Source organism: Neptunomonas japonica DSM 18939, assembly GCF_000422765.1.
GTDB classification, from domain to species: domain Bacteria; phylum Pseudomonadota; class Gammaproteobacteria; order Pseudomonadales; family Balneatricaceae; genus Neptunomonas; species Neptunomonas japonica.
The window spans coordinates 74,288-83,032 of record NZ_AUGR01000021.1; the positions used below are offsets into that span (position 1 = coordinate 74,288).

Consider the following 8,745-nt stretch of genomic DNA (forward strand, 5'->3'; position numbering starts at 1 on the left):
TAGGCTACAGACCTTCGTAGGCCAGCATGGTGTAAACAGGAATACCTGCTTCTTGAATACGGATAGAGCCGTTTAAGTCAGGAAGATCAACTAATGCAGCGCTTTCTATTACTTCTGCACCTAATTTTTTTATCAGGGTACAGGCAGCAAGAATAGTCCCACCGGTTGCAATAAGGTCATCGAATACTAGTACTCGGTCACCAGGGCCTACCGAGTCTATCTGCATTTCAACGGCCGCCGTACCATACTCAAGCTTATATTCTTGGTGTACGGTTTCACCTGGCAGTTTCCCTTTCTTGCGAACCAGCACTAAAGGCTTCTGCATTTGGTAGGCCATGATTGATGCAATAAGAAAGCCTCGGGCGTCAATGCAAGCAATGTGTGTTAGCTCTGAATCCATATATCGCTGAATAAACGCGTCAGCAACCATGCGTAATGCTTTGGGGTCTTTGAAAATAGGCGTGATGTCGCGAAAGACTACGCCAGGCTCTGGCCAGTCAGGTAACGATCGGATAACTGACTTGACATAAAATTCGTCGTAAGACATGTACTAATGGCTCCTCAATTAAGCCGGAACGTTAACGCTTGATATGGCTCAATGTTTACAAAAAGAATATACGGTTTAATCACTGTGTTGGGTTACACATAGAGATGGCTACTTCTTTGTGCAACTATTTTTAGCGCCGTTCAGTTAATTGGACGGCGTTTTTTTATCTACTGGATTTATAACCTATATAGAAAGCTGCTGTACATCTACTTCTGTAGGAGTGTCTTTGCCGTGACACTCACCTGAAACTTCGTATAGGCTATCTAAATCTAGTAAGTCTAACTCTTTACCATCGACTTGAATTAGATTGTTCTTTTGAAAGCGAGTAAAAATACGGCTTACTGTTTCTACCGCTAATCCTAAGTAATTACCTATTTCATTGCGCGACATGGATAGTCTGAATTTGTGTGCAGAGTAACCACGTGCTTGGAAGCGTTGAGAGAGTTTAATGAGGAAGGTCGCAACGCGCTCTTCAGCGTTCTTTTTTGAGAGGAGAAGCATCATTTGTTGATCGTCTCTGATCTCTTTGCTCATGGTTCGCATCACTTGACGTCGCAGCTCTGGAAGCTGTCCACAAAGTGTATCTAGATTATCAAAAGGGATTTCACATACCGTTGTGGTTTCCATTATTTTAGTGGAAACCGGGTAGTGTTGATTATCATAACCGCTTAAACCAACCAGCTCCCCTGGAAAGTAAAAGCCTGTGATCTGCTCTTCGCCTTCATTGGTAATAGTGTAGCTTTTAACGCTGCCTGCACGAATAGCAAAAACCGATTCGAAGTTGTCACCCTGATGAAAAAGGTGATCTCCTTTTTTTAGTGGTCGGCTTTTCTCAATAATATTATCAAGGCTATCCATCTCCGTGTTGTTTAATGACACGGGAAGGCAAAGTGAGCTTAAGCTGCATGTATTACAATGAGCTTGCTGCAGGCTATGCAGTTTCCCTTCCTTTTTTATATCGCTCATGGCCAATTCCTGTGTTTGTTACATAATGAGAGGCTACTCAGCCGTTAATTATGTAACATTTAGAGGGAGGCGTGAAGCATCTATTATATGATACGGGAAAAACCTTGTGTGGCTTGCTGTTTGGGGATGTAACGATCAAAGGCCATACAGATGCGTCTGATTAACAAGCGACCAGATGCGGTTACAGTAATTCGCTGCTCGTCTAGCTCGATTAAACCATCCTGAACGAAGTGTTGTAACTCGGTTTGCTCTTGTGAAAAATACTCTTTAAAGTCAATGCCAAACAGCTTTTCGATGGGTTTTGGGTCTAGTTCGAAATGGCAAATTAATTGTGTAATTACGGCACGACGGATTTGGTCGTCTGTGCTCAATTGTACACCGCGTCGGATAGCGCTTGCGCGTGTATCAACTGCTTTAGAGTAGGCATTAATATCATGCTCATTTTGATAATAAACATCTCCTATTTGACTAATGGCTGAGACGCCCATAGCAACTAAATCACAGTCTGAGTGGGTAGTGTAGCCTTGGAAGTTGCGATGAAGGTGTCCACTCTCTTGAGCAAGCGCCAGTTCATCGTCAGGTTTTGCAAAGTGATCCATGCCAATATAGACATAACCTGCATCGAGTAACTTATTAATAGTGGACTCGAGAATGGCTAATTTTGTTTCAGGGCTTGGTAGATCCTCTGCATTAATGTGCTTTTGCGAGCGGAAGCGATCGGGCATATGGGCATAATTAAACACGGACAAACGATCGGGGCTCATGTCAATGACAGTATCAAGGGTGGCGTTGAAGCTTTCAAATGTTTGATGTGGCAGCCCGTATATGAGATCCATGTTGATCGATTTGAAGCCAAGGTCTCGTGCGGCCGTAAGTACTGCTGCCGTTTGTTCGGTAGGCTGAATGCGATTAACTGCTTCCTGAACAACCGGATTTACATCCTGAACACCTAAGCTAATTCGGTTGAAACCCTCTTTTCTGAGCGTGCGCATTGTTTCTAATGACGCTTCACGTGGGTCTATTTCGATGGAGTAATCACCACTATCATCATCAAGTAAATTAAATTCTTGTTTGAGCTTGTTCATAAGCTCAGTCATTTGTTCATCGCTGATGAAAGTAGGTGTGCCGCCGCCCCAATGTAATTGGTTAACAATTCGGCCGTCGCTATACCATTTTGCTGCTTGCTCAATTTCTTTATACAAGGTGTCTAAATAAGGCTGGGCTTTCTTTCGGTTGCGGCTAATAACTTTATTGCAGGCGCAGAAGTAACATACATGAGCACAAAAAGGTATGTGCACATAAAGTGATAAGGGTGCTGTCTTATCAGTAGTTGTTTGCCCGTTTAGTACAAGTTGTTCTTCTGAAAGGGAGGTGTCAAATTGAATGGCTGTCGGGTATGAGGTGTATCGAGGGCCCGATAAATCATAACGTTTAATTAGATCCAGGTCCCATGAAATGGTTTTGTCCAGGCTCACGATAAATTCCTCATAATATTAAGCGCTGCAGTATAACATTTGGAATAGATAATAATTTGACGCGTATCAAATACCAATGATTCCATTAAATGGAATGGTATATAAGCCAAAAAGAATAATCATCAGGCCCGCAATGTGTTGCACATTACGGTTGGCTAGTAGAGTTTGCATCTGTTTGGCGAGCATTCCGGTACTAAGCATGGCGGGTAATGTGCCAATACCAAAAGCGAACATTAGGCTGGCGCTTTGGATAGGATCCTGCGCTGTTGCAGCCCATATAAGGGTGCTGTAAATAAGCCCGCATGGCAGCCAGCCCCAAAAAAAGCCGAGTAATAACGCTTGCTTTATATTTTTTACGGGGAGTAGTTTACTGGCGGCGGGCCGAATGAGAGACCATAGCTTGGTGCCTAGTTTTTCAACATGAGTTAGGCCTTTCCACCATTGGGCAACATATAAGCCCATTGTGATGAGCAACAAGCCAGCAATGGCGCGAAGGGCAATGGCAAGAGTGCTATCCTTTATAAATATTCCAAGGGAGCCTACTAATGCTCCTGCTATAGCGTAGCTGATTAGTCTGCCGAAGTTGTAGCCTATAAGGTTTGGAATTCGGCTGTGCTTTTGTCCTAGGGCAATGGTGGCCGCGATGCCGCCACACATACCTACGCAGTGAGCACTACCGAGCAACCCAAGTAAAATAGCTGTCGATATAGAGAGAGACTCAGTCACGTGAGGAGTTTGCCTTTCCTTGCTTGGCATCGTCTGGAATCAGATCATCATCGTCATCAAATAATATGCTATGGGCCGGCGATTCAAGGTCATCAAACTGACCCGTGTTTACACTCCAGAAAAAAGCCCAAATGGCGAATCCTAGTAAGATGATAGCTATGGGTATTAATACAAAAAGAATTTCCATGGAGAATTATCTCGAAAATTGAAGTGGCTATTTTACAGGATTACGATGAACAAGTTTAGTCAGACGAAGCGCATTGCCAACAACAATTAGGGAGCTGACCGACATGCCAATCGCAGCCATGTAGGGGGCTATGAATCCCATAGCAGCTAATGGTAAGGCAATTAGGTTATACAGCAGTGCCCAGCTCAGGTTTTGGCGAATAATAAACTGAGTTTTTCGTGACAGAAGAATCGCGTCTGTTAGGCGCTCAATATCACTACTGATTAGCACTGCATCGGCATTAGTTTTGGCAAGATCTGTAGCGCTTCCCATAGCGATGGATGTCTGAGCACCTGCGAGTACGGGGATGTCGTTAATGCCGTCGCCAATCATGACGACTTTAGCACCTTGGCTTTGCAGCTCTTGAATATAGGCGAGTTTTTCTTTAGGCGAAGTGTTAGCAATGATTTTGTCTATGTTGAGCTCTGTAGCGACTTCCTGGACTGCGGCAGAGTTGTCACCTGTCAGCATTTGAATGTTAAGACCGAGGCGTTTCAGAGTGGTCAGTGTTTGCTGGGTGCCTTTGCGAATTTGGTCGTTTAAGCAGAACCATGCGAGCGGTGTTTGGGCGTTACAAAGTAGTAGCCATTGGCCATTGTGATCCGGAGCGTCCCTATAGGTTAGTTGTTGTTGGCATAGTGCAGATGCAAATTCAGGTTTACCAATACGGTAAACGATGTTATCAATACTCCCTTCTAAGCCTTGGCCTAGTTCTACGTGGAGTGAGTCAGCTGTTTGGCGTTGATATTTGCGAAATGCTTTAGCAATAGGGTGTTCTGAGTGAGCTTCTAATGCGGCGGCAATTTCCAGCGCAGTTTGTGCATCTACCTTGTCGCATAAATGTGTACTTTTAAGCGATAAATTACCTTCGGTGAGCGTGCCTGTTTTATCGAAAATGATATGTGTTGCCGTCGCTAGGCTTTCTAGTACATGGCCGCGGGTAATTAGTAGTCCGTGTTGTCTAAGTGTGCCAGTTGCTGCTGTGAGCGCGGTAGGGGTGGCTAATGAAAGTGCGCAAGGGCAAGTAACAACCAGTACTGAAAGAGTAATCCAAAAAGCATTCTGAGGGTCGATTTGCCACCAAATAAGGCTAACAACAACCGCTGTTATTAGAACGGCGGCGACAAAATAACTAGCGACCTTATCGGCAGTTTTAGCTACAGCGGGTTTTTCTTCATGTGCTCTGTCGAGTAGCCTGACGATAGCAGATAGTTTTGTAGCGGCTCCCACTTCTGTGATTCTCAGCTGAAGGGGGCTCTCTACATTAATGGTTCCACCGACAACATGATCATTTAGTGTTTTGTTAATGGGAAGGTATTCACCGGTTAGGGCTGATTCATCCACTGAGGAATAGCCCGCTACAATAATGCCATCTGCAGGTATAGTATGGCCGGGTTTAACCAGAACAATATCATCAATGCTGAGATCACTGGCTGGGATCAGTATTTCTTGCTCGTCTACTAGTTTTATTGCACTGGCGGGGATTAGGTTTAATAAGGCATTGCCTGCTCGTCCGGTCCTGTGTCTTGCCTGCATTTCTAGATAGCGACCGATCAATAAAAAGAAAGTAAACATGGTAACAGAGTCGAAATAAACTTCTCCGCTTTGAGTATAGGTTGCCCAGGCGCTCGCTAGGTAAGCTCCTCCTATGGCGATAGATACGGGAACATCCATACTGAGGTGATGTGCTCTGATGTCACGTAATGCAGCCGTAAAAAAGGGTCTGGCAGAGTACAGCAGTATTGGTGTGGTAATGATCAGGCTTGTCCAGCGGATAAAGATTTCAAACTTCTCTTCAATGCCTTGTAATGCTCCAGCATACAAGGCAATAGACATCATCATCACCTGCATCATGCCGAGTCCAGCTATTCCTAAGCGGCGAAAAGAGCGCTTTTTTTCAAGTTCAAGTAATTGTTCTTCTTTATCAGGGTGGTAAGGGTGGCCTTGATACCCAATGTGATATATCGCAGCCATGATGCTGCTTAATGTGATGTCGCTATCATGCCAGCGGATACGAGCTCTGTGGTTAGTGAGATTGACTGACGCTTGCTCAATACCCGCTTGTTTTACCAAATGGTGCTCTAGCAACCAGACGCAGGCCGCACATGTTATGCCTTCAATGACTAGAGTTGCTTCTTTAATATCGTCTTCTAGCGTGACGACAAAATTTTGTTGAATCGAAGCGTTGTCATAGAGTTTTAGCTCGTCCTGGAGCGTGCTAGGGAGCTCGGTACCAGAGAGGTCTGGTGTGAGCATCGAATCGCCCTGACGGTATTTGTAGTAGTGCTCAAGCCCACTAGAAACAATGGTTTCTGCAACTGCTTTGCATCCGGGGCAGCACATAGGTTGTGCAGTGCCTTTAATATTGGCCATAAACTGTACGCCTTTGGGTACGTCTTGGCCGCAATGAAAGCATGTCACAGGGCTGTGCTGACTATTAAGACTACTACTCATACTACGTGCCTTATAAATTTGGCTTTAGTTCAAAGCTGCGTTGTTCATAAGGTGGCAGAATCTCTTTGCGAAGATGCCAGTTTTCATCCGCAGGGAATAGGAAAAGATAACGTTTTCCTTTGAGTGGGTTGGCCAATGATCCGGAATACAGTTGTTGGGAACCAATCGCTTTAAGAGTGATTTCCTGGTCGTATTTTTGGTGAGTAGGGTGGACAATATCTAATGTAAGGAACTCAGGAATATTCGTTAGTTGGCCATTTAGTTTGACCATGATATCACCGGTTACATCGTCCAAATTAAGCTCTGCAACTATGTTTTGATCAATTGCATTTTGATTTTTTTCAGTGTTGAGTTCATAGCCTTTGGCTATGCGGTAGTAATCATCTTTTACAACGCCGTCCATTGTAACGATAGACAGATAAAGAAAGCCAAAACCATAGAACACTACGGCGAATATAGGCGTCAGAATAAAAAGGAGCCAAGGTTGTTTGTACCAAGGTTTTGCTGCTTGAATCTCATCTTCGGTCATATTTGTTTCTGTCATAAAAATAGCTGCTGTCTTTGCAGAAAGCAGCTATTGTAACCTAATTTAATGCGCAGGTCGGTTATCGACGCGGCGCAGGGCCAATGAAGCGATTTTCTTCAGTAATAGATATGCTACTGTCATCCAGTGCTTCAACTTTAATCTGGATATCATAGTTAGGGCGTTTTATGTCTTCCTTGTTCAAATGAATACGAATATTGTAATCAAGCAGTTCGCCCGCTTTGATAGTGACTACCGGTTCTGAAATTAGTTGCATTCCTTCAACACCAGTAACACTTATTCTATAGTCATGATCTTGCTGCTCTTTATTGGCTAGTTTAAGCTTATAAACGTTCTCAATTAGGCCATTAGATGTTTCATTATAGAGTTGTCCGCGATCTCGTAAAATGTCTACTTCAAGAGGAACTCGGCTGAAGACGGTGTAGCCAAAGGCGATACACATCGCTATGAGTACTAACAAATAACCTATCAGGCGAGGTCGCAAGAGGTGAGTTTTGTTACCCTCTAACTGGTGCTCTGTTGTGTAGCGTACTAAGCCTTTCTCATATCCCATGCGATCCATGATGTCATCACAAGCATCAACACACGCACCACAAGCTACGCATTCGTATTGTAAGCCATCTCGTATATCAATACCTACTGGGCAAACATTGACGCAGAAGCCGCAATCAATACAGTCGCCCATGCCTTCTGCTTTGTAATCGGTATTCTTTTTACGTTTACCTCGGCTCTCTCCACGTTTTTCATCATATGAAATAACAAGAGTATCTTGGTCAAACATTACACTCTGAAAGCGTGCGTATGGACACATGTAAATGCATACTTGCTCACGAAGCCAGCCAGCATTGGCATAGGTGGCCACCGCAATAAAACCAATCCACCACATCTCCCAAGGGCCGAGTGAGAAAGAGGCCAAATCGCTAACCAATTGACGAATAGGGGAGAAGTAGCCGACAAACGCTATTGCTGAGGTAATGGCTATAAATAACCATAACGCATGTTTAATCGTTCTTTTACGGAATTTTGTGGCACTCCACGGCGCTTTGTCGAGCTTCATGCGTTGGTTGCGATCGCCTTCCGCGACACGCTCAGCCCAAATAAATAGCCAAGTCCAGACAAACTGAGGACAGGCGTAGCCGCACCAGAGACGCCCGGCAAATACAGTCACAAAGAAAAGTGTAAATGCGAGAATAATTAATAGCCAAGACAGAAGCATGAAATCTTGAGGCCAAAAGGTCATACCAAATATATGAAATTGGCGACTGGGTAGATCAAAGAGAATAGCTTGTCTTCCGTTCCACTCAATTAGCGGGAATGCATAAAACATAAGCAACATTATTGAGCCGGAAATTACACGAAAATTTTTGAAGACCCCTTTGTAGAACTTTACATGAATATGTTCACGGTTTGCGTAGAGCTCGTAGGTCTCTTTTTTGCCGCTTTCTTTTGGCGTGACATCTTTTACAGGTATCTGGTTCATGTCTTTGCTCGCAAACTTAATTGTTGGGTATTAGCCTACTGGGCCAACTTATCCATTAGAGAAGTTGCATATTATAATGTCGTCTACAAAAAAAAGGCGATATGAATTTCTTCACATCGCCCTTTTATTGATAGCTGTCAATTACTTGTTAGACAAGCTATACACGTAAGCTGTAATTAGCTGCACTTTATCTTGGCTTAGCAGGTCTTTATGAGCAGGCATTACACCATTGCGTCCAGAACGAATGGTATGAGCGATGTCTTCAAAAGAACCGCCGTATAGCCAAGTATTATCAGTAAGGTTTGGAGCACCAAGTGCTAGCATTCC

At 44.0% G+C, this 8,745-nt stretch carries 8 protein-coding genes and 1 pseudogene; all 9 read right to left on the reverse strand.

From position 1 onward, the window contains the following. Positions 1-4: 4 nt before the first annotated feature. On the reverse strand, positions 5-547 hold the full coding sequence (locus G511_RS0114185; protein WP_028470209.1) for an adenine phosphoribosyltransferase: 543 nt from the start codon (positions 545-547) through the stop codon (positions 5-7). Positions 548-730: 183 nt separating this feature from the next. Beyond that, the gene (gene fnr / locus G511_RS23010; protein ID WP_211224914.1) at positions 731-1,513 is read right to left on the reverse strand and encodes a fumarate/nitrate reduction transcriptional regulator Fnr; all 783 of its coding nucleotides are present in this window, start codon (positions 1,511-1,513) and stop codon (positions 731-733) included. Between the two features lie 83 nt (positions 1,514-1,596). After that, positions 1,597-2,988 carry an oxygen-independent coproporphyrinogen III oxidase gene (gene hemN / locus G511_RS0114195; RefSeq protein ID WP_051222079.1) on the reverse strand — a complete coding sequence of 464 codons (1,392 nt, stop codon included), beginning with the start codon at positions 2,986-2,988 and terminating at the stop codon, positions 1,597-1,599. A 66-nt stretch (positions 2,989-3,054) separates the two neighbouring features. Further along, entirely contained in the window at positions 3,055-3,714 is a 660-nt protein-coding gene (locus tag G511_RS0114200; protein ID WP_028470211.1) for a sulfite exporter TauE/SafE family protein, read from the reverse strand. Further along, positions 3,707-3,901, reverse strand: a complete 195-nt coding sequence (gene ccoS, locus G511_RS0114205; protein ID WP_028470212.1) for a cbb3-type cytochrome oxidase assembly protein CcoS — start codon at positions 3,899-3,901, stop codon at positions 3,707-3,709. The genes G511_RS0114200 and ccoS overlap by 8 nt, the downstream gene beginning before the upstream one ends. 27 nt (positions 3,902-3,928) lie before the next feature. After that, positions 3,929-6,394, reverse strand: a complete 2,466-nt coding sequence (locus G511_RS0114210) for a heavy metal translocating P-type ATPase (protein WP_028470213.1) — start codon at positions 6,392-6,394, stop codon at positions 3,929-3,931. Positions 6,395-6,404: 10 nt separating this feature from the next. Beyond that, complete coding sequence (locus G511_RS0114215) at positions 6,405-6,938, reverse strand: FixH family protein (protein WP_245574053.1); 534 nt, start codon at positions 6,936-6,938, stop codon at positions 6,405-6,407. A gap of 61 nt (positions 6,939-6,999) precedes the next feature. Then, a complete protein-coding gene (gene ccoG / locus G511_RS0114220; RefSeq protein ID WP_028470215.1) occupies positions 7,000-8,418 on the reverse strand; it encodes a cytochrome c oxidase accessory protein CcoG in 1,419 nt (472 codons plus the stop codon). A 141-nt stretch (positions 8,419-8,559) separates the two neighbouring features. Further along, positions 8,560-8,745, reverse strand: a pseudogene (locus G511_RS24545) (cytochrome C oxidase Cbb3); the annotation flags it as partial.